This window comes from Paenibacillus sinensis (assembly GCF_019904155.1).
Lineage (GTDB): Bacteria > Bacillota > Bacilli > Paenibacillales > Paenibacillaceae > Paenibacillus_AQ > Paenibacillus_AQ sinensis.
The window spans coordinates 1-276 of the sequence record NZ_JAHCMB010000016.1 but is presented as its reverse complement, the minus strand read 5'-3'; the positions used below and the strand labels follow the sequence as shown (position 1 = coordinate 276).

Genomic DNA, 276 nt, shown 5'->3' with positions numbered 1-276 from the left:
TTTTATTTGCTATTCTATATTCAGATTCAGCAAAGAGAATAGGAGATAGGAGAAATGAATACAATACGGTTCACAAATGAAGCGAAGAATTGGAATGAAGCGTTCCCGATTGGAAACGGTTTCATAGGAGCGATGGTCTTCGGTGGTACAAGCATCGAGAGAATACAGGTTAACGAAGACTCATTGTGGTCAGGCGGTAATATGAATCGTATTAATCCGGATGCCAAAGAGTACATTCCCCAAATCAGAACCTTGCTTAAAGAGGATAAGATTGAG

At 39.9% G+C, this 276-nt stretch carries 1 protein-coding gene; it reads left to right on the top strand.

The window, feature by feature from the left end:
• Positions 1 to 54: 54 nt before the first annotated feature.
• Positions 55 to 276, top strand: a 222-nt coding sequence (locus tag KIH86_RS01105) for a glycoside hydrolase N-terminal domain-containing protein (protein ID WP_223110264.1), incomplete at its 3' end; no start/stop codon positions are given.